21 protein-coding genes are annotated in these 22,950 nt (G+C 50.7%); 9 read left to right on the top strand and 12 right to left on the bottom strand.

Annotation, left to right across the window (positions count from 1 at the left end; all coding sequences use genetic code 11):
• The first annotated feature begins 89 nt into the window (after positions 1-89).
• Positions 90-806: a porin family protein gene (locus tag BLX24_RS04110; RefSeq protein ID WP_083421793.1), complete on the top strand. Its 717-nt coding sequence runs from the start codon at positions 90-92 to the stop codon at positions 804-806.
• Between the two features lie 68 nt (positions 807-874).
• On the opposite strand, the gene BLX24_RS04115 is transcribed toward BLX24_RS04110, so the two are convergent.
• The 8 genes from BLX24_RS04115 to BLX24_RS04150 all read right to left on the bottom strand — a co-directional run bounded on the left by BLX24_RS04115 (position 875) and on the right by BLX24_RS04150 (position 12,287).
• Complete coding sequence (locus tag BLX24_RS04115; RefSeq protein WP_071501838.1) at positions 875-3,370, bottom strand: TonB-dependent receptor; 2,496 nt, start codon at positions 3,368-3,370, stop codon at positions 875-877.
• 38 nt (positions 3,371-3,408) lie between these two features.
• A complete protein-coding gene (locus tag BLX24_RS04120; RefSeq protein WP_071501839.1) occupies positions 3,409-4,194 on the bottom strand; it encodes a hypothetical protein in 786 nt (261 codons plus the stop codon).
• Positions 4,195-4,247: 53 nt separating this feature from the next.
• The gene (locus BLX24_RS04125; protein WP_071501840.1) at positions 4,248-5,069 is read right to left on the bottom strand and encodes an NAD(P)H-binding protein; all 822 of its coding nucleotides are present in this window, start codon (positions 5,067-5,069) and stop codon (positions 4,248-4,250) included.
• 6 nt (positions 5,070-5,075) lie between these two features.
• Entirely contained in the window at positions 5,076-5,927 is an 852-nt protein-coding gene (prs, locus tag BLX24_RS04130; protein ID WP_071501841.1) for a ribose-phosphate diphosphokinase, read from the bottom strand.
• A 12-nt stretch (positions 5,928-5,939) separates the two neighbouring features.
• Positions 5,940-7,415 (bottom strand): nicotinate phosphoribosyltransferase, encoded by a 1,476-nt coding sequence (locus BLX24_RS04135; RefSeq protein WP_071501842.1) that lies wholly within the window; start codon positions 7,413-7,415, stop codon positions 5,940-5,942.
• Between the two features lie 12 nt (positions 7,416-7,427).
• Entirely contained in the window at positions 7,428-8,117 is a 690-nt protein-coding gene (locus BLX24_RS04140) for an NUDIX hydrolase (RefSeq protein ID WP_071501843.1), read from the bottom strand.
• A gap of 138 nt (positions 8,118-8,255) precedes the next feature.
• Complete coding sequence (gene dacB, locus BLX24_RS04145; protein ID WP_071501844.1) at positions 8,256-9,527, bottom strand: D-alanyl-D-alanine carboxypeptidase/D-alanyl-D-alanine endopeptidase; 1,272 nt, start codon at positions 9,525-9,527, stop codon at positions 8,256-8,258.
• 81 nt (positions 9,528-9,608) lie between these two features.
• Positions 9,609-12,287, bottom strand: coding sequence for a T9SS type A sorting domain-containing protein (locus tag BLX24_RS04150; protein WP_071501845.1), 2,679 nt, complete (start codon positions 12,285-12,287; stop codon positions 9,609-9,611).
• A gap of 350 nt (positions 12,288-12,637) precedes the next feature.
• Here BLX24_RS04150 and BLX24_RS04155 point away from each other — a divergent pair, with 350 nt between their 5' ends.
• A complete protein-coding gene (locus BLX24_RS04155) occupies positions 12,638-14,563 on the top strand; it encodes a RecQ family ATP-dependent DNA helicase (protein WP_083421794.1) in 1,926 nt (641 codons plus the stop codon).
• Between the two features lie 23 nt (positions 14,564-14,586).
• Here the strand turns inward: BLX24_RS04155 and BLX24_RS04160 are convergent, their stop codons facing one another.
• Together BLX24_RS04160 and BLX24_RS04165 are read right to left on the bottom strand one after the other, a co-directional pair.
• Positions 14,587-15,387, bottom strand: a complete 801-nt coding sequence (locus BLX24_RS04160; protein ID WP_071501846.1) for a PD-(D/E)XK nuclease-like domain-containing protein — start codon at positions 15,385-15,387, stop codon at positions 14,587-14,589.
• A 78-nt stretch (positions 15,388-15,465) separates the two neighbouring features.
• Positions 15,466-16,134: a hypothetical protein gene (locus tag BLX24_RS04165; RefSeq protein ID WP_071501847.1), complete on the bottom strand. Its 669-nt coding sequence runs from the start codon at positions 16,132-16,134 to the stop codon at positions 15,466-15,468.
• Between the two features lie 269 nt (positions 16,135-16,403).
• Between BLX24_RS04165 and BLX24_RS04170 the strand changes: the two genes are divergently transcribed.
• The 6 genes from BLX24_RS04170 to BLX24_RS04195 all read left to right on the top strand — a co-directional run bounded on the left by BLX24_RS04170 (position 16,404) and on the right by BLX24_RS04195 (position 21,254).
• Positions 16,404-16,763: a helix-turn-helix domain-containing protein gene (locus BLX24_RS04170; RefSeq protein ID WP_071502295.1), complete on the top strand. Its 360-nt coding sequence runs from the start codon at positions 16,404-16,406 to the stop codon at positions 16,761-16,763.
• Between the two features lie 33 nt (positions 16,764-16,796).
• Positions 16,797-17,282, top strand: coding sequence for a hypothetical protein (locus BLX24_RS04175; RefSeq protein ID WP_071501848.1), 486 nt, complete (start codon positions 16,797-16,799; stop codon positions 17,280-17,282).
• Positions 17,283-17,575: 293 nt separating this feature from the next.
• The gene (locus tag BLX24_RS04180) at positions 17,576-18,571 is read left to right on the top strand and encodes a mevalonate kinase family protein (protein WP_071501849.1); all 996 of its coding nucleotides are present in this window, start codon (positions 17,576-17,578) and stop codon (positions 18,569-18,571) included.
• A 42-nt stretch (positions 18,572-18,613) separates the two neighbouring features.
• Positions 18,614-19,483, top strand: coding sequence for a UTP--glucose-1-phosphate uridylyltransferase GalU (gene galU, locus BLX24_RS04185; RefSeq protein ID WP_071501850.1), 870 nt, complete (start codon positions 18,614-18,616; stop codon positions 19,481-19,483).
• A 123-nt stretch (positions 19,484-19,606) separates the two neighbouring features.
• On the top strand, positions 19,607-20,263 hold the full coding sequence (locus tag BLX24_RS04190) for a 3-keto-disaccharide hydrolase (RefSeq protein ID WP_374754992.1): 657 nt from the start codon (positions 19,607-19,609) through the stop codon (positions 20,261-20,263).
• Between the two features lie 106 nt (positions 20,264-20,369).
• Positions 20,370-21,254 carry a hydroxypyruvate isomerase family protein gene (locus tag BLX24_RS04195; RefSeq protein ID WP_071501852.1) on the top strand — a complete coding sequence of 295 codons (885 nt, stop codon included), beginning with the start codon at positions 20,370-20,372 and terminating at the stop codon, positions 21,252-21,254.
• A 52-nt stretch (positions 21,255-21,306) separates the two neighbouring features.
• Here the strand turns inward: BLX24_RS04195 and BLX24_RS32580 are convergent, their stop codons facing one another.
• Both BLX24_RS32580 and BLX24_RS32585 read right to left on the bottom strand, forming a co-directional pair.
• Positions 21,307-21,663, bottom strand: coding sequence for a LamG domain-containing protein (locus BLX24_RS32580; RefSeq protein ID WP_310590768.1), 357 nt, complete (start codon positions 21,661-21,663; stop codon positions 21,307-21,309).
• On the bottom strand, positions 21,557-22,291 hold the full coding sequence (locus BLX24_RS32585; RefSeq protein ID WP_177225775.1) for a hypothetical protein: 735 nt from the start codon (positions 22,289-22,291) through the stop codon (positions 21,557-21,559). Before BLX24_RS32585 ends, BLX24_RS32580 begins: the two co-directional genes overlap by 107 nt.
• 174 nt (positions 22,292-22,465) lie before the next feature.
• On the opposite strand from BLX24_RS32585, the gene BLX24_RS04205 reads away from it, so the two are divergent.
• Positions 22,466-22,909, top strand: coding sequence for a phage holin family protein (locus tag BLX24_RS04205; protein ID WP_071501854.1), 444 nt, complete (start codon positions 22,466-22,468; stop codon positions 22,907-22,909).
• Positions 22,910-22,950 lie beyond the last annotated feature (41 nt).

The following is a 22,950-nucleotide window of genomic DNA, read 5'->3' on the forward strand; positions in this document are numbered from 1 at the left end:
ACGGGCCGTTTACGAAAGTCTTGCAAACAAATGAAACATTTAGTTGCAGACTGCGTTTACCCCGCAGTACCTAATACATTTTCGTACCTATGTTTAATACAATTTCTCAACGGCAAACGCCGACCTCTTTTCGACTGCTACTGGCTACCTTAGTTTTGTTATTTATTTGTTATTCAAGAACATACGGTCAGCAACGCTGGAGTGCAGGTCCTCGTGTCGGCGTAAACTTTTCAGATTTGATTGGCGATGTGCAAAATCGCAAAGGGATGCTGCCGGGTCTTTCGGCGGGTCTTGGCGTAATGTACAGTGATTACAGCCGCTTTGGGCTGGCAGCAGATGTATTGTTTTCGCAGCGCGGTGCCAAATTTGAGATCCCTGTAGGAAACGGTCAACTGGCCTTTAATCAGCGGATCAATTACATTGAAATTCCGATTACACTGCGTTATTACCTGAACGATGCCGGTAATTTCCGGCCGAACGTCTACTTTGGTCCTTCACTGGGTCTGATGCTGAAAGGCAAGCGTACCAACCAGAAGCTAAACGGTAACGATATTGCCGATGCCGATAACAGCCGTGATTTCCGGCCGGCCGATCTGGGCGCTACTGCCGGTATTCAGTTCAACTTCCGTGCCGGTAACCGCCAGCGGTTTACGATTGATGCCCGGTATACCTATGGTCTGACGGATATTTCGGTGCCTTCGGAGCGCATGCAGAACTCGTTTATTACTGTTGGGCTTGGCTACAACTGGGGCATTGGCCGCGAATACACACGCCGTGACCCGAAAATCCGCCAATACCGTCGGTAGTGTTTTAGGATTCCGACGAAGGAGGAATCCGGGAAGTACAGAGATTCCTCTTTCGTCGGAACAACAAATCAACGGAAGTTGAGATACACCTCAACGCCGTAGTACCGTGGCCGGCTCCACGCAATCTGATCGCCCCAGTCATACTCCCAGCCGTGCTGAATGAACCGTTTGTTTGTCAGGTTCTTCCCCCAAAGTGCCAAACTCCATTTACCGTTACGCGGCGCCAGTGAAATCCGGCCGTTGACAATCGTGGCCGCCTTACGGGCAATAACGTCGGAGTTGGAAATATCGTTGAACGCTTTTCCGGTATGGTTGATGTTCATACCAAAAAACAACCGCATCTGCTCGCTGATGGGTAAGGTATATTCGGGCGCTACCGAGAACGTAAAGTCTGGCGCTTTCAGGAGCCGGTTCCCTGCATAATTGACCGGGTTCCCCTCATCGTCGGTACCAAACGGAAAGTCGATGTACCGGAAATGCAGATAACCCATCGATACATCAGTCCGGAAGTTTTTTAACATCCCCGAAAATTCGGTTTCTACACCCCATCCGCGGGTTTTGGGCGCATTCGCTACCCGTACGCGGGTGCCCTGATCCAGCAACTCCTGCTTGTTGAAGTAATCGGTATAAAATACAGCCGCGTTGAACCGGGTCCGTTCGCTGAAACGCGATTTGAAGCCAAGCTCATAGTTGTTGACAAATTCCGGTTTAAACACCAGCCCGGTGCCTTCAGGGTCTTTGGTAACAGACGTGTTGAAACCCGCGCCTTTGAATCCTCTGGCAAACTTGGCATAGCCCATTAAATAAGGCGAAAAACGGTAGTCGAGCCCCAGGTCATACGACAAGGCTGTGTTATTGGCTTCCCGCCGGACGGGGTCGTTCTTGCTGCCGACATTAACGGCGTAGATATTAATCAGCTCAAAAGGTACGCCGTTGGTATATTGATTCCGGATACGCTGCCAATAGTCGAGTGTGCGTTTTTCGGATGTAAGCCGCAGCCCGAAATTAAGGTGTAGTTTTTTCGACAGCTCATACGTTCCCGACCCGAAAGCGGCCAGGCTCCGCGAATGGATCTGGCTGTTGGTTGTATATCCTTCATTGTTGAACAGCTGACCGTTCGGAATCGGCTCTCCTTTCATCTCTTCGCCGATAAGCATAAAATCTTTTTCGAGCGTGAAGGTATCGATGGCCGCAATCTGTTCGGTCAGAAAATAAAGCCCGCCGATGTACGAAAACTTTTCATCGCGCGGCGAATGGATACGCAACTCCTGACTGACGTTTTTTAGTTTTTGGGTCCGTCCCCAAATAGACACATTGGCCGATGCCACATCGTTGTCACCGAAATAGTCATCTACCGAATTATTGAACGCGGTAATGGAGGTCAGGGTATTGCGGCCAAGTTTAAATTCGCCCTTGGCTACCGTACCGGCCTGGTTACGCTTAAACGTATTCGGTACACTCTGATTGGTGTGTAGCCCCTCATCGGCCGGGATACCCAGTGGTTCATAGTCGGGCTTACCGGCGTAGACAAAGGTGTTTTCGGCGTTGCCGTCCTTGCCGTAGTAAGCACGCAGCGTAACGGCAATGTTGGGGTTTGGTGTATAGAGCGCTGACGCCCGGAAGCCGTAGAAGTTGGTTTTATTGGTCGCTTCGATGGCGGGTACCTGATCCTTGATATAACCCTCACGGCTGGTATAAGCCCCCGTTACCCGTACCGCCAGTTTGTTTTTAATGATTTCGCGGTTGAGTTTGGCCCTGGCCTGAAAGAAATTATAATTGCCGTAACTCAGTTCAACCTGACCATTATTAGCCAGTTCCGGTTTCTCGGATACGACGTGGATAACGCCGCCGATGGTATTTTTACCAAATAAAGTGCCGTGCGGACCGCGCAAAACCTCAATCCGGTCAATATCCATCAGCGTCGAATTAAAGGCAAAGCTCCGTGAAAAATAGACGTCGTCGATATAAAGCGCCACAGTTGACTCAAAGCCGACATTGTCGAAAACCGTTGACAGCCCCCGGATGGAAAAAGAAACCTGTGAGTTAAGCCATGAATCGGTAATCAGGTTCGGCACGTTGTTGAGCGACTCCATCGTGTTATACACGCTGCGGCGTTCCATATCCCGTTGTGAGATCACCGAGGCCGCCACCGGCACTTTCTGCAGGTACTCTTCAACACGGTTGGCGCTCACAACAATGTCCGACAATTGCATGTCATTGCTAATGAGCTTGAAATCAATGGTCTGGCGGCGGTCTGGTGTCGGACGCACGGCTTTTGACTGATCCCGGAAACCAATAAACCGCACCGCCAGTTCAGAAGGCTGGGTAATGCTGATCCGGTAGCGGCCAAACTGGTCGGTGATGGTACCCCGGTTGGTGCCTTTAATAAAGACCGAAGCGCCGACCAGTGGCTCATCATTGGACGCCCGCGAAATCCGGCCGGTAATGATGGTACTGTTTTGCGCCTTTAGGGATTGCAGGCTGGCCAGGCTTACCAGAAGAACAAACACAGCCCGGAAACAGGTATTGTGCTTCGTGCCAAAACGCGGTAAAGTTATATTCATGGGTACAGAGTCAGAAAGAGGAGAGAGAGAAGGGAGGGTTATTTGTCGGAAGTGCCTTGCAGTTTTCCTTCCAGAAGCCGGAACGTTTTTTCACGGTACAATTTGATTTTTTCCTGATCGCGCTGTTCTTCAAAGGGCTTATTGCTGTACCGGGTCTTTTGCAGCAGCCGTGTTTCACCGAACACGATGCACTTCTGCGGGTCGTAGAGATGAGGTTTAATCCGGATTTTCAGTTCCAGAATGGTATCAAGCGTTTTATCGAATACCCACCATGCTTCGGCCTGGTCGTTAAAGTTGCGGGTAATCTGGATTTCATCGTCTACAAGAGCATCGTCGTACTGAAAGCCCGAGCCATCTTTCGCCAGGCTCTGCAGAAACTCTTTCCGGACATCGCTGGCCGAAAAATTATAAATCCGGACAATTTTATCGTCAATCAGGCTTTTCTTATCATACTCAAGCACGCTGATTTTCTGATAGGCGGCTTTAAGATCGGCCGTCTGACGGGCAATAATCTGCTCCAGTCGTTTGACTTCCTTGATCTGATCGCTCAGTCCGCTGTTCAGATTACCGATGGTTTTCTGGAGTCCCTGAATGCTGTCGTTACGTTGGAGAAGTGTTTTCTGAAGGCCGGCAGTGATGTTCTGCAGTTGTGTTTTTTCAGAGCCTGCCTGACGCAGGGCGATTCGGAGATTCGTGTTTTGCTGGGTAAGTGTGGCGATTTGTTTCTTCAGGTCATCGGTGGGTGGAGAGGCCGGGGTTTGTGCCGTTATATCCTCTCCACAAACGAGTACCAAAATAAAGATTAAGAAAGCTTTACGGTCCATAAGGGTACACATTTTTTATAATGGTAAATATAGACGAACTTTCAAGTATTCAATCAAGGTAGACTGTAAAAAAAGTTAAGTGGATTGGCGTATTGATACGTGTATAGTAACTGGTTGGTAAGTTTTTGATTACTAACCAGTTTGAAAGATATTGGTTCGGCACTTTCGGTAAAAGATGGCATCGCAACCTGCAGGTCAGTACAGCTCTTTTCGTAGACCTCCCGACGGGTTGGGTGTATAGGCGCAACCACATTAAATGTACCGGTCAGTGATGTCCGGAGCAGGGCCGTAATGATCCCGGCCGCATCGTCGCGATGGATATAGTTGACGGGTACGTCGCCGGTCGAAACAGTCTTGCCGGCAACATACTTACCCGGTATACGTTCGTAGCCCATCAGTCCTCCGCAGCGCAGAACGGTCACCAGGCGGTCGCCCGGCATCGTGAGCCACGTTTGCTCGGCTGTTACGAGCGCGGGGGCGGCCGATTGTTCAGCAAGAACGACATCAGTCTCAAAAACTTCACGGTTCAGTTCGGGGTAAACCGACGTAGAACTGATGTAAATGACCCGCTGAACCGCCGACTGCCCGACGGCCTGCGCCAGATGGCGGATCTGCTCCGGATGAAAGTCGTCGCCGAACTTGCCGGCCTTTGGCGGAATATCCACGATCAGTATATCGGTGTCGAGCAACGCTGTCAGATCACCGGCTGGTTCGGGATTTAGCTGTACTAAGCGGGCATCAATGCCAGCCGCCTGAAGCACAGGGAGTTTGTCGGGCGTTGTGGTACTGCCTTTTACCGCATACCCTTCCTGAATCAGTTGTTTTGCCAGTGGCAGGCCAAGCCACCCGCAGCCGAGGATTGAGACCGTTTGCATGAGTTGTTATCGGGTTAAATACGTCATAACCGGTAAGACGGTAAGCGAGTCGTGAACGGAGTCGAACGTCCGGAACGAATCGGTCGTGTATATGGCGTCAATACCGGCTAACGAAAAGCCTTTGCTGAAAATTCCATGGCTGACGATCAGGACAACCCGGCCGGCATTGTGTTTTCTAAGTTGTCCGGCAATCCCAATGAAGGTGCCGCCCCCGTCACAGATGTCGTCGGCAATGTAGCAGGTTTTGCCGGCCAGATCGCCGTCAAATACTTTAAAGCCAGAGAGTTTTCCGGTTTTTACGTCTCTTGTTTTAAGGCATTCGACTACATGTCCGGCCCCGATCACCTGTGCAACATCATGTACTTTTTTCAACGCCCCGGCATCCGGCGAAACCAGGCACCAGTTACCGGCCGGGAAGCGGGCCTGGTCGTTTTGAATGGCATCGCTCACAAAACGGGTGTTGTCAATCGCGTGGCTACGGTTGAGTAAAGCCGTCGACACGTTGGAGTGCGGGTCAAATACGGCAACCTTGTGAAATCCGGCCATGTTGATGATGCCGGCAATAACCTTGAGCGAAAAGGGCTCACCGTTCGTCATGACGCGATCCATACGAGCCCCGGTCAGATAGCTGATCACTAGTTCAATGCGTTCGAAACCCAGTGTACTGAGGGTTTGGTGTACCAGTAATGCCAGCAAGACATCGTTGGCATTGGCCATGCGGGTAATGATCCGGCAGCTCTCCCGATGATCCGGCAGGCTTTCCGTTTTGATCGTAATATGTGGTTGTCCGTCCGGAAAAAGAAACCGTTCAAAGGCTATGGCCGAAGCTGCTGGTTCGAGTAAGTTGAGGGTAAGCATATGCGTGTGTGCTTAAAGTTGCTGCAGTAACCGGGTGCGTATTTCATTCAAGGTCTGGTCAATGAGTAATTGGCCGTCGCGGAAAACGGGTTTCAGTTCGCCTTGAGCTTCTTCGGCCCAGGTACATCGGTCTTTAAGTACCAGCTGATCACTGACCGGATCGCGGTGTACGGCCAGCAAGCCACGTGCCGAGCGTTTGGTGCCATCGTCGGTTTTAGGGTCCTTAAAAATATCACGCCCAATATGGTCAACTTCTCCATAGGTCGCTTTCATCGCAAAGCCATACGTATCCCGTGTAACGTATTCGTAAGTGTAGGATCCGATACCAAGTACGACATTATAGCTGGCAAATCCCTTTTGGGCCAACCCCTCCAGAATACGGAGTTGCCGCTCTGTGGTAATGCTGTCGCCGTAGATCAGGCCAATGTGTGGGTCAAGAAGTTTGTAACCGGTTTCGGTCAGACTCCCGCCGAATATTTCCCACAAACAGGCGATGGCTCCCTTGTGTTGGGGTGTACCGGACGGTGCATCGGGATCGCCGACGATGATTTTGACCGGATCACCACTGTCGGGCCGGATGACCACCTTCCCGTTACGAGCCAGAATCGTTTGTTTCAGTTCAGGCAAAAAGCTGGTGATGACCTGCCAGAAATCCCAGGTATCTGACACAATTGATACAATGCCGGTTGGATAAACCTCCGTAATCAGCCGGTTAAACGTACTGATCTCGTCGGTTTGCGTACCCATACACATAACACTGTGTTCGGTTGCGGCTACCGAACCGCCGATTAGTTCCTGTTCGCAGTCGGCGTTGTAATAGGTTTCCAGAAGGTCGATAGCCGGAATGGTGTCGGTGCCGGTGAATGAAAGCAGGTGGGCTGCCCCGCTCATCATGGCATCCTCAATCCCCGACATGCCGCGAAACGAGAAATCGTGGCCTTGCCAGGGGACAAAGCTCATATCGTGACCAACGGTTTTCGTAGCATACTGACGGAATGTGCGCAGGTACTGAAAGGCAGTGGTTGCTGAGGTACATGGCTTCCAGAGAATCGCACTCATAAGCGTTTCAAGCATATTGGTCAGCCAGAAAAACGCCGGTAGTGTATTCCGGATGGTCAGTACCGGTACACGCATGGGGGTCAGCTGTCCTTCAGGTAATGCCTTGATCTCGAGTGGTAAATAACCCAGATCGTGCAGGTCGGCAATGTGCTGATACGAAATGCTGCCGGGGCCGAGGTAGCTGTCAATCCGGCGGCGATACTGAGTGATTACTTCGTCTTTCGGGCGCCGAAAAAAGTGTTCGTTAAACTGCCGGATGAGGTACTCTTTCAGAAAGTATTGCAATCCGAAAAAGACTACTTCCTGCGTTTCGGGAATCCGTGACTTGCGGGGCGTCAGGTTTGAGTAAACAAGGGTCGTTTTGTCGGGGTACTGGAACCTGTGGCCAACCTTGTAGCCATCTTTCAGCAAAAGGGGTAAGGTACTCATGGCAGACTGTGGTTAAATTTTAAACTGAAAACCGCTTTTGACTAACTCGTTATACTGTTCACGGTCAAACTCAAACAGCTCCGGGGCACGGTTTTTTTCGCCGAGCCGCTTTTGGCCGGTAGGTCTTACAATGCCGCTCGCCATCATTTTTTTGTGAAAATTGCGCCGGTCGAGCTTCACATCGAGGATACATTCGTATAAATCCTGTAGCTCACTGATGGTAAACTGCGGATTTAAGAGCTCAAAACCAATCGGTTGGTAGGTCGCTTTTGCCTGTAGCCGCTGTATTGCGGTTTTCAGGACATCGTTGTGGTCGAACCCCAGTTCAGGTAGCTGACCGATCGGAAACCAGTTAACATCGTTAGCCATATTTCCGGCAGAAAGCTCAAACCGTTCGGGGTTGATCAGGGCATAGTAGGCTACCGATAAAACCCGCCCGCGCGGATCCCGATCGGGTTTGCCAAACGTGAAAAGCTGTTCCAGAAAAAGGCTTGCAATACCGGTTTTAGTTGTCAGGATCCGGTCTGCTGACGCTTCGAGTGTTTCATCAAGATATAAAAAGCCCCCCGGAATCGTCCACATGCCGGCGTAGGGTTCTTCTTTCCGGTTCAGCAGCAGCACAGATAGTTGTTTACCGTCATAGCCGAAGATCACACAGTCGACTGTGACGGATGGTTGCGGGTATGCGGATAACGTATGCATTACTCTATGTTTGCGTATTGTTTACGCAAACATAGAGTAATGCGCCGAATTAGCAAATAGTTAGCGTATTTTTTACGCTAACTATTGAGCCAACGGGCTGTCTAACACTGTTAGATGGTTTATGCTGTAGATATTACGTTAAAAACGCTCGTGAATCTGCGCCAGAAAATCGGCAGTACGCTTCCGGATTTCGGAAACAGTCTGCGTGAAGTTGTTATGCATCATACTGAACAAAAGTACCTTACCTTTCTTTGTTACGATGTACCCACTCAGGTTATATACCCCCGTCATAGATCCCGATTTGGCAAAAATATAGGGTGTCGAGCTGTTATTCATCGTCCGTAATGTACCTGACCGGCCCGCTGCCGGAAGCAGGGCGAACAACCGTTGCTGCGCAGCGCGGCGGCTGATTTCCTGCAAAAGCTGAATCATTGTATCGGGTGTGAAGACATTATACCGCGACAGGCCCGATCCGTCGACCCAGCGGTCTTGTTTCAGTTGGCCGTTAAGGGTTTTGTCAATGACGACGTTCATGGCCGTGCGGGCATGGAGCTGACCGTCTGTCTGCGCGGCGCCCATCAGCAGGATATGTTCGGCAAACATGTTATCGCTGACTTGTAACATGCGCTTATACAGCGAGTCGGCCGGTACGCTGCCGTACAGCATCCGTGTGTTAGCTGGTAGCGGCTGATTCACAACGGTAACGGTGCGTTTGAGGGTGTCGGCGAGTAGCTGCGCGGCCAGTCCTGCCGACCACCGGAACGGGACATCCTGCCGGACAGGCTTTGTAACTACACCTAATGTAAAGCGGTTGGCCGCCTCCTGCCGCTGTACGGCGGAGCCTTTCGGGCCAGCTATCAGGCTGTCAGCAAAAAGCCGCGGACTGATGGTCACGGGTTTGCCGGGTGTACTGGTAAAACGAACCAGATTGCCATAGACCGGCAGCGGGGCCAGCTCGGCGGAATAGTCGTCGTTATAGTCGTCCCAGGCCCAGCCGGCGCCGAAGCGCTGACCCGTATAGTTGGCTGGTGAGAAAAAGAGTTTTTCGGGGCGGTTACGCAGGAAACCGAGTAAGGCCGTATCGGGCAGGTCAGGATGGAGCAACAACGGGTGACCGGTACCCCAGAAAATAAGCGAGTCGTTGCGGCTCACGTAGCGAATGGCTGGTAATGAATCGGTCAACGTCATCAGACCAGCCAGAAACGTGACCAGTTTGGTATTGGAAGCCGGTGTAAAATGGAGGTTTGTATTATGGGCGATGAGCGTTTTCTGCGTGCCGGGGTCGTACAGTGCAAATCCGGTGAGGTGGTCATTATACAGCGTATTGCGTGTTAGTTCACGGCGTATCTGACGACCTGGTGAACAGCTGACCAGGAGCAGACCGAGCAGGGCAAAAAGGAAGTATCTCATCGTTTGTTAAAAAAGAAGCAGGGCCACCGCCCCGAATACATAGTTCGTGACGTTGGCCCTGCTAAAAACGGAGAAAAGATGTTATCGTGCAATCATAATCTTCTTCGTTTGTACAGAATCACCGGCTTTCAGCTGCAAAAAGTAGAATCCGGTTGGTAATTGCGTCAGGTCAAGCTGCTCGTTGATGCTGGTGCCCTGCACTTTCAACGGCAACTGGCGGAGCATCTGTCCCGAAGCCGTCGTAACGGTCAGGTCGGCCTCGGTAGCGGCTTTGGCCAGTTTTGCCTGGACACGGATTTGCCCGTTGCTGCTTGGGTTTGGATAGACCTGGAATGTTGACGCAACCTGCGGTTCTGTCGCCAGAATTTTGGCCGCCGGTGGTGTCTGAATCCGGAGATTATCAATACCCCAGCCCCAGCCAATGGCTAACTGATCCGAGAAAAGGCGGAAACGAATCAGAATAACGTCGTTGGCTTTGAAGTTACCGTTGTCGAGCATATAAATCTCGCGGGTTTTGTAGAGGCTTGGCGTGCCAACAGTAGTTGAGTTTTTCTCACCTGGCTGACCATCAACCAGACTACGGTTATAGGCGGTCAACCAGGCCGACTGGTCGTTGGAGTCATAACCATCGGCGAGTGGCAACCAGGTGATACCTCCGTTTTTAGACCCTTCAACGACAACATAATCGTAGAAACCATCATCGCCGAATTTGGTACCGGCATCACCCGGCTCAACCAGCACCACCTCGTCAAAGCGCAGAGTGGCGCTGTCCGGATTACTTTTCAGCCTGATCGGCGTCATGTAGTTCAGGTACGTATGACGCTCATAGAAGACGTCAGCACCCCGTTCATACGGGTGCGCCGAATGGATACCCGGATCCGTGAAGCCCGAGGGCTGCGTAATGGAAAAGCTATTGCCAACGAAATCACTGGCGCTGACAGACGCAAACGAGGTTGAGAAACTGGTTTTTGCTGTGGTTTGCGGCTCAACAATTTTCACTTCGTAAAAACCGGTTGCCGGCAGAATCGTCTGGTTCTTGTTTTTGGACTTATCCCGTGCAATAATCCGGTATTTCAGCACATCACCGGCATTGAGGAATTTGTTGGTAGTTGTGCCCGGCACAATAACCCCTACGTATACACTGTCACCGCTTGCCAGACTACCCGCATAGCGTAATGCACTGGTTTTGGTCGCCTGCGAGTTTACCGCATATTCAACATAAGCCGTATCCATATTCATCTGGCGGTCGTCGTTGATAGCAACGGACAGGAACAGCGAGTCAGAAGCGCCTTTGAGTTCGTAAGGCTGTGGAATATGCCGGCGAACGGCCGGTGCCACGTTGTCGGGGCCCATCACGAAGTAATTCACGACCTGACCGCCGGTATAGTTTTTGCCCGGATTGGTAAATGTCCGTCCCGAAGCGTCTTTCACTTCGTAGTAATAGCGATACTGTCCTGCTGCCTGGTTGGCCGGAATAGTATATGTATACTGATCCGTTGTACCGACCCGCGTTGGCGTTATGGTCTGGAAACTGCTCAGGCTTGTTGGCGGCGTTGCGCCTTTGTAGATGTAAAGTTTAACCGAAGAGGCATCATAAACAGTGTCGCTGACAATCCGTGCCGAAAAGGTCAGATCTTTAATATCTTCCATATCGTCAAAGGCTGTATGCAGCAACGAGGTTGTTTTCCATTCCATATCCGCAAACATGGCAAGTGTCAGCGGCCCCGGCGAGTGAATGGCTTCGGCGTTGGCAATGGTGGGTGTCATCAGCGAGTTTGCCGTTCCCTGAGGGTAGGTTGATTCGTCTAAGTGCGAAATACTCGATCCGGCGTTGTAAGTTGACGGAGCATACAAGCGCGCTTTTCCACCTGTTTTCTGAGTCACGACAGGCCCTGAGAAGTAAAGGCTCCCACCGGTCAGTTGTTGTGCCAGTGCCTGCGACTCGTCCGGATAAGTGGCGAAATCGACGAGACTGCCGCCCTGCGCGTTCTGTGTAAAGTGAGCAAATACGGTCGGGTAGCCATATCCGTGGTAGCCGAGGCCTTGTGAAATGCCGAATCCGCTGACAAAACCAAGCCCGTGGCCAAGTTCGTGTAAAACAACCGTTGCCAGGTCAATTTGGCCCGCTCCCGGCTTAGCATCGGTGCCATAATAGAATTTTACGCTGCTGTTGCTGTTGAAAGCGGCATAAATGTCGGCACTATCGGGGCTGTTAAGTTGTCTTCTGGCAATTTTTTCGGCGAGGGCAATCGGGTATACCCCAAACGCTTTCTGCGCACCGTCGAAACCAATGCGGTAATCATCCGGCCGGGCCTGCCCGATGGTGACACCACCCGACGAACCGGCTCCTAAATCCTGCCAGTACGCTTTGATCCGGATCGGGACGGGCGACGAAATTAACGATGACCAGATATCAACGGCATATTGGAATGCTTTCTGCGCTTCCGGTGAGAACCCTTTATACTCAACGATAAACTGGGCGGTCGGGGCCGCTGCCAGGCGGGCGTTCCGGCGTTGCAGATATTCTTCCGGTGGCGGCACCGTGGTAAACGCGTCGGTGCGGGAGCCGTAACAGGTTACGCTGGCAGGTTTGTAGACCCGCATCTTCATCGCAAAGTTTTTGTAATCGCTCTGGTTGGGCGCAGCAGAAGCTTTAAGTTTAGCGGGCGGGTCAAATTTGGGTGCGCGCTGAGCCATGGCAGACCCGACGGACAGCAACCCCAGCACAACCCAAAGTCGGGCGAGGAAAGAAATAGTCATGTAAATGTGTAAAAGTTAAAGACGATACCGAATAAGTTGTGTTGTTGGCTTTTATAAACTAATCTACTAACGTTTAACCGTTCTGACTGTTGTATGAAAAAAAAGTGAAAGTTTGCGTTTCCGTCTGACTATAGCCGGATAAACCCAAACGTCAGGACCCGAAAACCGTCGTGTATCCGGCCTGTAGCTTTAAAACCAAATATACCGAATTGATACAAAATCACAAGCCGGTCAGCAACGGCGGGTTAGGGATACCAGCTGGTTTAAGATACGCATCAACCATGAAATACGTTGCATGTCGTTAACCAAAACAACCATCAATTGTCTGTAACAGGATATAATTTTGTAGTATGACACCGAATCAGATCTTACAACACTATTGGGGGTATCCGGCATTCCGGCCCTTGCAGGAGGATGTCGTCGGGGCAGTCCTGAACGGGCAGGATGTGTTGGTGCTCATGCCTACCGGTGGCGGCAAATCGATCTGTTTCCAGGTGCCGGCGCTGGCCATGGAAGGAATCTGCATCGTTGTCACCCCGCTGATTGCCCTCATGAAAGACCAGGTCGAACAGCTGCGGCGGCGGGGTATTCCGGCCACGGCCGTATTTTCGGGTATGCACTGGCGCGAAATAGACGCTACGCTGGACAACTGCATTTATGGCAACATGAAGTTTCTGTATGTCTCGCCCGAACGGTTACAGACCGAAATCCTTATCGAACGCGTGAAGCAGATGAAGGTGTGTCTGCTGGCTATCGACGAGGCTCACTGTATCTCGGCATGGGGCTACGATTTCCGGCCGCCCTACCTGCAGATCGCCGATTTCCGGCAATTGATACCCAATGTACCGGTTATTGCCCTGACGGCTTCGGCCACCCCCGATGTACAGGCTGATATTCAGGCTAAACTAGAGATGCGCCCGTCGCCAACCGGCGAAACGCTGGTGTTCCGGCAGACATTTGCCCGCCCCAATCTCTCCTATTCGGCCATTGCTGAAGAAAATAAAGAGGGGCGTTTGTTACGGGTGCTGAGCAATGTGCCGGGGTCGGCCATTATTTATGCCCGAAGCCGCCGCCAGACCCAGCAAATCGCGGAATGGCTGCGGTGGCAGAACATCCCGGCCGATTACTACCATGCCGGCCTAACCAACAAGCAACGGGCCGACAAACAGGATGCCTGGATCAATAACAAAACGCGGGTGATGGTGGCCACCAACGCTTTTGGCATGGGTATCGACAAACCCGATTGCCGGGTGGTGATTCATGTCGATCCGCCCGACACGCTGGAAGCTTACTATCAGGAGGCTGGCCGGGCAGGGCGCGACGGACAGAAAGCCTATGCTGTGTTGCTATACAATCCCAATGACCTGACAACGCTTATTCACCGGACAGAACAGCAATATCCGTCGATTGATCTGATCCGGCGGGTATATCAGGCCTTGGCCAATTTTTTGGGTGTTCCGGTTGGCAGCGGGCAGTTTACGAGTTATGATTTTGATCTGCAGCAGTTGGTCAGCAAGTTCAACCTGCCGGCTCAGGAAACGCACTATGCCCTGAAACAATTACAACATGAGGGCCTGATCGAACTCAGTGAGGGCTATTACCGGCCGTCGCGGGTGATGATGTCGGTCGATAACCGGCAACTGTATGATTTTCAGTTGAAAAATCCGCATTTCGATTCGTTTATCCGGCTGTTGATGCGGATGTATGGCGGAGAGCTGTTCACCGATTTTATGACAATTTCAGAAGGAGCCCTGGCGCGGGCCTTTCTCATTTCGGAGCAGGAGGTGACCAATGTGCTGGAGCAACTCAATCAGCGGGCGATTCTGGTCTATGAAAAACAGAAAGATAAACCGCAGCTGACCTACCTGACGCCCCGCATCAATGCCGAGCAACTGGTTATCGATGCCGCAGCCCTTGCCGGGCGTAAGCACCGGGCGCTGTCGAAGGTAAAGGCGGCTATTGACTATATACAGCACCCGCAGCAATGCCGTACCCGCTTATTACAGACTTATTTCGGTGAATTACCGGATGAGGCATGCGGCGTATGTGATAACTGCCTGAAGCTAAAGAATAAACAGCACAGTGTTGATACCATCCGGGAGCAGGTGCGGGCTTACATCGTACAGGCTGCGACACGCGGCGTATCGCCCAGGCAGCTGGCCGACCAGTTTGCGGCAATGGATACTGATTTACTGGCCCAGGCCGTCCGGCAACTGTTGGCCGATGAACAGATCGGGTATAATGAAGGTGGGAATCTGGTGGTATTAACTCACTGAAAATGGCCCGAAGGCCGGCGATCTTAACTGTACGAAGTCGTCAGAATCGCCGGCCGGTCTGGTTGGTAGAGCGGGCGTTCCTGCTCTTCCTGCCATTTACGGAGCCAGAAACGGTATTTTTTACGGCCATAGTCAATAAAACCGGGAATCGATGTGGCATCGATCGCAAAGAGCCGGTAGGGCTTCTGTTTCATTACCCCGACGAAAATAAACCGGAACCGGCGCGTATCTACCCACGAGCGCACGCCCGCATCAGCGTGGCGCAGACTGTCCAGATAAAAAGCGGCCTGCCGGTCATAATCGTAGGTATAACAGCTTTCCAGAAACTGGGCCTGTGTCCGGGCCGAAGTGGTTTTAAAGTCCAGAATCAGGGCATTTTGTCGTTTGGGGCTCGTATACACCAAATCCAGCCTTGCCTTACAATCAACCTGACTGACCGGATCGGTAAACAGAACAACGTATTCGCGCAGGGCTTCGCCCATGTGCGCACGCCGTTTTCGGGCCTGTTGCAGGTAGCGTTTGCAGAAACTATCGTTATAAATCGTTTCCATGAGCGTACTCAGTTGCCGGGTTTCGTTCGGAGCAATGTCGGGCAGCAGCTCACCCATAACATCGCCGATGGTTTCCGGTTCGAGCAGGTGCTGGTGGAAAGCCCGCCCGAAGGCTTTTGCTTTTTCCGACGAAAACTGCGCGGAGGGTAGCGAACCGTAGCCCAGATGTTCTTCTTTCAGCCGTGTCAGGTCTGAGTTGGAGACCCGTGGCAATGCCCGGTAATCGGCAGATGTGCCGGTAAATACGGGTGAACTATCAAATTTACTAAGCATGGCGTTTTGATGAGGGTACAAAAAAGTGCTGCCCGGCCGGTTAGGCCGGTTCAGGCAGCACAGGATGGGTGAACCGGATTAATTGCCCGTTGTTACCGGAATCTGGATGGCGTCGGTTTCATCGCCGAGGTTGGCAAAGGGATTGTAATAATTAAATGCCGTTTTGATGTTGGCAATATCGGTCAGTGTTTCCTGCCGGAAGATTTTGTGCTCCTGCGCAAACTGCTTTAGTTCGGCCGTACGCTCAGGTGTACCGAGTTTATAGGAGAACGTAGCAATATGGTAAATGCCTTTCGGCTGGATCTTGTTATTCTCTTTCTTCTCTGCTACCGCCGTAATCACCACATCGGCCAGTGTCAGGTCGTCGTAATAGAGCGGCTCAATCAAACGGAAAATGTTATCGACGGAATAACCATGGAAGAGGACCGCTGACACACAATTTTTATCATCCACGAAAAAAATTTCTGCCCAGTTTTTTGTCCCCATATTCAGGATATTGTCGGTAAAGATGCGCCACGCAATCGGCTGAAACGTAAGGCTATTTCCCAGTTTTTCGGCCCCGTTGATGTTAAAACCGCCTTCTTTCGCATCGAACCGGTACTGACGCGGATGACCCTCAAGGTATTTAAAGTGACGGTTTTTTTCCGCTGAGACAATTTCTATTGTACCATTTTGAAATTTTTGATAAGGATTTACGGCCTGATCATTTTGATTTGTCTCAATTGTGTTTTTGTTTTGCATGTTCATTAGTATTTGTTGTTTACTGTTCAAGCAGGGGGCCCACGTTGCGGTCCCTTTTGCCTTTTATAGCGGTCTGCTTTGTGATATAAATTTACATAGAAATGTGTAAAAAATCAACGCGTCAGCCAAAGTTTTTCAGGCCGTTAAGGAGGGTGCATTTTTGCGCTTAAAAAGGGCTCATGGGCCATTTTAAGCGGGTTTACAGGAACTATTCCGGAAACTTGTCGGCGAGCCGGCTGATATACATAAATGTGTGTAAGGCTGGTGAATCAATTATGGCGATTGAAACGCGTTTACAGCAGCTTATTGATGCACTGGATCTCAGCGTACTGGAGTTTGCCCGGCATCTGGGCGAACACAGGGGCGAAAAAATATACCATATTCTGCACGGGCGGCTGAAACCGCGCTTTGAAACGCTCGAAAAAATCTTACAGGCTTTCCCGCAAGTCAACGGCGACTGGCTGATCCGGGGCGAAGGACTGATGTTTAAGTCCTACCAGCCATCGCCATCGGCCGCCATCACAACCGAAGAACGAATCCGCAACGTAGAATTCCTGCTCTTCCAGCTCAATGAACGGGTAGCGCTCCTGCAGCAAACGCTCGATGAACTACGCAGGGAATCAAACAAGCCATAGCGTTTGGTAGTTATAGAGAAAACTACCAACGTCATGGAAAACGAAAATAAATCATTTGACCCTCAGGACGTCGATAACGAGTATTACTCAAAAGACCCTTATCAGCACGGCGACTCGGACTATGGCCGGGTAAGCGAAGGTGTTGGCAATAACTCATATAAAAGCGCTACATCCGGCATGGACATGGACACGGAAAATCAGGAGTATATTGCTGAAACACGTGAAGCCAACAAACATGAAGGTAATCCGGCTTTACCAACCGGCGAGACGATCGCTACAGGGACTATGGAGTGGGATGTAGATGCCGAAGCCGTAGAACGCGGGCACAACAAACCCCATCCGGTAATTAGTGACGAGGCCGCTAAGAAATTCAGCGAAATCGCCGAAAACCCGTCAGATGATGCTCTCTTTCACCGGGCCGACGCGACCTATCTGGAACAAGGCGACCACCCGGGCGAAGGCTATGACCCGCATCACATGGGGTATGACGCAGAGAACAAGGACAAAGAGAAAGAATAGGCACAAAGAGCCAATAGATAATTGTTGAACCGATTAAGGCGGCTGGAGAGCGATCTTCAGTCGCCTTTTTTTTGCAGATTTTCGTAAACTTGCTCAATAATTCATTTATACCGCAGCAGAGCGTATCGCAGCAGATTACGGGAGCAGGAGACATCTGTTTTTGTCAGAATGATAGATTTTGCAGGATTATTTAGGCTAAGTTCTTCTATTTCCAATAATAAATTCTGTCAATCCTGTAATCTTGTCAAAATAACGCCTCATCAGGTATATTTACGATTCAAACAAGTACGAACTTGATTATCGAGACCCGCGCCTATGCCCGAGCAGGGTTACTGGGCAATCCTTCCGACGGTTTTTTTGGTAAGACCATTTCCATTTCTGTCCGCAACTTTGGCGCGTCGATCACGCTATACGCCTCACCGGAACTGATTATTGAACCACAACCGCAGGACACCAACGAATTCAGGAGCGTATATCACCTGCGCGATGCCGTGAGTACCCTGGGTTATCATGGCGGTGTTCCGTTGCTTAAAGCGGCCATCAAGAAGTTTGTCGAATACTGCGAGCAGCAGGATATCCGGCTGCATAACCGTAACTTCTCGATCCGTTATTCAACATCGATCCCCCGTCAGGTAGGGTTGTCGGGTTCCAGTGCAATCATTGCTGCGGCCTTCCGGGCATTAATGCAGTTCTATCAGGTAGAAATTCCGCTTCCGGTACTTCCTAATCTGGTAATGGCCACAGAAACAGACGAGTTAGGGATTACGGCCGGTTTGCAGGACCGCGTGATTCAGTGCTACGAAGGCTGTGTGTACATGGACTTTGACCGGCCGATTATGGAAGCACAGGGGCATGGTAACTACGAGCCGATTAACCCCTCATTGCTGCCGAAACTGTATGTTGCCTATAACACCGATCTGGGCAAGCAATCGGGCCGTGTGCATAACGACGTTAAATCGCGCTGGCTGAAAGGCGAGGAGCTGGTCGTTGCCACTATGGCTGATATTGCGGACGTGGCGCGGCAGGGGCGTGAGGCTATTCTGACTCAGGACATCGAATTGCTGCACCAGCTGATAAACCGCAATTTCGACCTTCGGACAAAGATTTATAACATCAGCGACCGGAATATGTCGCTCATCAATACCGCACGGGCATGCGGCGCGTCGGCCTCCTTTACCGGTTCCGGCGGGTCAATTATCGGTCTCTACCGCGACGATGCGATGCTGAACCGGTTGTTTGTTGAACTGAAAAAAATTAACGCACGCGTTATCAAACCGTACATTAGCTAACGAGTAGGCGGTCAGGCCGCAGGCACTCATTTACGCATAATCATGATAAAAAAAGCTGTAATTCCGGCGGCTGGTTTAGGCACCCGTTTTTTGCCGGCGACCAAAGCACAGCCGAAAGAAATGCTCCCTATTATTGATCGGCCAACGATTCAGTATGTTGTTCAGGAAGCGGTTGACTCGGGGATTGAAGATATCCTGATCATTACGGGCAAGGGAAAACGGGCTATCGAAGACCATTTTGACCGGAACTTTGAGCTGGAAAACCGGCTCGAAGAAAAAGAAGATCAGCTGTTGCTCGACGAAATGCGCCGGTTGTCAGACATGGCGAACCTGCACTATGTCCGCCAGCGCGAGCTCAACGGCTTAGGCGATGCCATCCGGTATGCCCGCCATCATGTCGGGAACGAGCCGTTTGCGGTTCTGCTGGGCGATACCATTATGGATTCGGTCATTCCGGTGACGCAGCAACTGATTGATACCTATGCCCAGTTTGGCGGATCGGTCATTGCCGTTGAAGAAGTGCCACACGACAAAGTAAACCGGTATGGTATCGTAGGTGGGCGGCCGCAAAGTGACCGGATTCTGGAACTGGACACGCTGGTGGAAAAACCATCGGTCAGCGAAGCGCCGTCGAATCTGGCCATTGCCGGGCGTTATATTCTGACACCCGAAATTTTTGATGCCCTGGAGCAGACAGAAATCGGTAAAAACGGCGAAATCCAGCTGACCGATGCCATGCGTATTCTGCTGAAACGCGAAAATATCTATGCACACCGGATTGAGGGTAAACGCCATGATATCGGCAATAAGCTTGATTTCCTGAAAACAACGGTTGAATTTGCCTTAAAACGCCCTGAGTTTGCCAAGCCGTTTATGGCCTATCTGAAGCAGGTTGTCGCACAGGCGGAATAAAGTATATACCAACGGCAGGGTTGCGTTCGTTCTGCCGGAAACGTAACTGAAATAACTCTTCTTAACAATAATCGGTAAATTATGAAAATGTTAAAGTTGACAACCCTTGGTGTGGTTGCTTTGATGCTCAACGTACAGGCAGGAAACGCGCCTGAAAAAGGCAAATGGGAAAAACTGTTTGATGGCAAAACACTCACGGGTTGGCATACGTATCTGAAGGCAGGACAGCCTGTTTCGGACAAGTGGAAAGTAGAAGATAACGCAATTGTACTGACCTCTGGCGGAGCCGGCGATCTGGTAACGGATAAAGAATATGGCGATTTTGAACTGGAAATCGAATGGAAAATTGCTGAAAAAGGCAACAGCGGTGTGATCTTCCACGTCAACGAAGATCCTAAGTATCGGGCAACGTATGCCACCGGCCCTGAAATGCAGGTGCTTGACGATGAGCGCCACCCGGATGCAACAAAAGGCCGTGACGGTAACCACAAAGCCGGTTCGCTATATGACCTGCTGCCCCCATCGGACTTCTCCGTTGTTAAACCAGCCGGTGAATGGAACAAGGCCAAGCTCATCATCAAAGATGGCAAAGCAGAGCAGTATCTGAACGGTAAGAAAGTGGTTGAATACCCGACGACCGGCCCTGAGTGGGACAAAATGGTCGAAAACAGCAAGTTCAAAGGCTGGCCGGGCTTCGGTAAGTTCCAGAAAGGCCACATCGCCCTTCAGGATCACGGCGACAAAGTGTGGTACCGCAACATCCGGATTCGCGAATTATAATTTATTGAGTGAATGAGTGATTGAGCGAATGGGTGATATAATGCCAACAGACGCATTTATATCTTATGTTTCACTCAATCACTCATTCGCTCAATCACTCACTATCATGCAGACAACCCGTCGGAATGCGCTGAAAACCCTGACTGGCAGCGCCCTAACCTTAACCGCTCTCGAAACCCTGGCTTCGGGTATGGAACCTCAAACAAAATTAAAAGGCAATATCCGCCACTCCGTCAGCCGCTGGTGTTACTCAGGCATCCCGCTTGACGAATTGTGCCAGGCCTGTAAGGAAATCGGCATTGAGTCGATCGAACTCACTGGCCCTGATGAATGGCCGACGCTGAAGAAATATGGCCTGACGTCGGCTCTCGGGCAAGGCAACTGGCCAAAAGGAACGGGGTTGCCCAGTTTCTTTAACAACCCGAAGAACCACGATACACTGGTTGATTTCTACACAACCCTGATTCCGCAGGCGGCTGATGCCGGGGTGACTAACCTCATCTGTTTTTCCGGCAACCGCAATGGCCTGAGCGAGTATCAGGGCTTGCTTAACTGCCAGAAAGTACTGAAGCGACTGATGCCGCTGGCTGAAAAAAATAAGGTGACTCTGACCATGGAGCTGCTGAGTTCCCGCCATAGCCACCCTGATTACCAGTGCGATAATGTAGAATGGGGTGCCGTGTTGTGCGAAATGGTGGGTTCAGAACACTTTAAGCTGCTATACGATATTTTCCACATGCAGAGTATGCACGGCGATCATATCCGCAACGTACAACGCTATGGCAAATACATTAGCCATTACCATACGGGTGGGATGCCTGACCGCCGGGAAATTGACGAGCGGCAGGAAATTTACTACCCTGCTATCGTGAAAGCCATCGTGGCGACCGGCTACAAGGGCTTTATCGGGCAGGAGTTTGTGCCGACGCCAAAAGACAAGGAAGGCATGCTGGCTTCACTGAAACAAGGCGTTCTGATCTGCGATGTGTAGGCGGGTTAATAAAAGCAAAAAGGCGGCTGGAATATCCAGGCCGCCTTTTTGCTTATTTATCGTTTGCCAGCTTCTGAATTTCCAGGTTAGTCAGCGGGCGATTGTAGATACGGATGTCGTCGAGCTTACCTTTAAAGAACCATATGTCCGCAATTCCGTCTTCCAGAGCGTCATCGTCCGCGCCGATTAACAATCTTCGCGGATTAAAATATGAAATTGTAGCCGGAACAGTGGAAGTGATTAATAATTCTCCGTTGACAAAAACTTTTGCGCTGGTGCCCTGTTTTGTAAAAACAACATGATCATGTGTTGGGAATGAATGGCCTGCGGCCAAACAGGTAGATACCAGGATAGACATAAGCACTGATGAGCTGCCCATTAAGTTCGCCGTACCCATAATACCATGCATCTTCTGTACTTCCGTTTGCCGGATAACAGGCAATAGTCCCACTAGGCTTATCGACAATTGTTGTCCACGCCGAAAGAGTAAAGTCATTAAACTGAAAGGCAGCGTCTTTCGCAACGTCGATCCAGTCATTAACGCCATCAAATGCATAAGCCTTGTTTGCGTTTCCGAATCGATCGGTTGTCAGCGTTGCGTCATGAACTGTGCCGTGCCGGTTATTTCCGCTTTCGTCGTTGGCATTGCCGTTGAAGGGATAGTAGGCAACAAGGCCGTCGGTTAACGAGGGAGATAACCGGAGAAACGCGCCCGGGTTTGCGAAACGCAGCACCCCTGACTGCTTTATGCGGGAGGCAGAGACGGTCGTGTTTGCCGGAACGGTAACGACATGCCCTTCTGCAATCAGAACGTAATCATCTGCTGTGGGCAGACGATTGCATGACCAGACAGTTGGGTCGGTCCAGAGACCGCTTTTGACCGAGGTAAGACTGGTACATAGAGTAACGGGGATCGAGCTGGTAAACGAAACCGGCTTTGACGGAGTAGCGTGTAAAGGGCCTACGCATACGGTAAACAAAAAGTAAATCAGACGCCAGAGTGTAGATTTACGAAAGCATAGTAGTGAAGATGGCATGTTATGTAATGAATGAATAGTGGAAAATCAAAGGTAAAGATTAGACGTAAAAAAACACATGTGATACACGCAGCCAGTCCTGATGAAACTTTTCCTCACACATGCTCAAAATTTCAAACATTCAGTCCCGGATTTGGTAATTTGGATAGCTATTACAAATCAAAACGCACAGCTATGTTGGAACGACTGGAAGAAATAAGAGAAAATATATTCCGGTATCTCGAGGCTCGTATTGAGTTATTTACCCTCGAAACAAGGGGCAAAATCGAGGACGGCGCAACGAAGGCTATCCACGGTATTATCCTGGGCTTTCTGGCCACGATTACGCTTATCTTTTTATTCAGCTTGCTGGCTGCATGGCTGAATTACGTACTGGACAGCCGCTATCTGGGCTTCCTGATTGTCGCCTCGTTTTTTCTGGTGTTGACGATTATCTGGGCAGTAGCCAAAAATTTCTGGATTAACATGATCCGTGAAATCGCATACAGCGCCATCAAGAAACAACAGGAAACCAAGCAGAAAGAGCGCGCCGAAGCAGTAGAAGAGCTAATGGATAAAACCCGCAATACGTTGAACGAAAGCGGTCGTTACATAAACGAAAACCGGCCAAACGCATAAGATTCTCTACTCAACAGATTTTTTCACTAATTTAGACCTGT

This window comes from Arsenicibacter rosenii, assembly GCF_001870735.1.
Classification (GTDB): Bacteria; Bacteroidota; Bacteroidia; order Cytophagales; family Spirosomataceae; genus Arsenicibacter; species Arsenicibacter rosenii.